General features: G+C 72.2%; 1 protein-coding gene. It reads left to right on the top strand.

The annotated features are described in order from the left end of the window. Positions 1-634 (top strand): DNA integrity scanning diadenylate cyclase DisA (gene disA / locus AC4H2H_RS19745; RefSeq protein WP_494372535.1); only part of this gene is annotated, 634 nt, incomplete at both ends.

Here is a 634-nt window from a genome sequence, read left to right on the forward strand (position 1 = left end):
GCGCACCCTGACGAGTTGCTCCGGGAAACCCTTGCCGCCGTGGCGCCCGGCACCGCGCTGCGCGACGGCCTGGAACGGATCCTGCGCGGCCGGACCGGCGCGCTCATCGTGCTCGGGCTGGACAGGGTCGTCGAGGAGATGTGCTCGGGCGGGTTCGTGCTCGACGTCGGGTTCTCCGCGACCCGGCTGCGCGAGCTGTCGAAGATGGACGGCGCCGTCGTGCTCGACCGGGAGGCGAACCGCATCCTGCGCGCCGCCGTCCAGCTCCTGCCGGACCCGACGATCGAGACCACCGAGTCGGGCACGCGCCACCGCACCGCGGAGCGCGTCGCCAAGCAGTGCGGGTTCCCCGTCATCTCCGTGAGCCAGTCGATGCGGATCGTCGCGCTCTACGTCGGCGGCCAGCGGCACGTGCTCGAGGACTCCGACACCATCCTGTCGCGCGCCAACCAGGCGCTCGCGACGCTCGAGCGCTACCGCGCCCGCCTGGACGAGGTGTCCGGCACGCTGTCGGCGCTCGAGATCGAGGACCTGGTCACCGTCCGCGACGTCTGCGCCGTCGTCCAGCGCCTCGAGATGGTCGCGCGCATCTCCGAGGAGATCGCCGGGTACGTCATCGAGCTCGGGACCGACG

This window comes from Cellulosimicrobium sp. BMG9.22 (assembly GCF_059159975.1).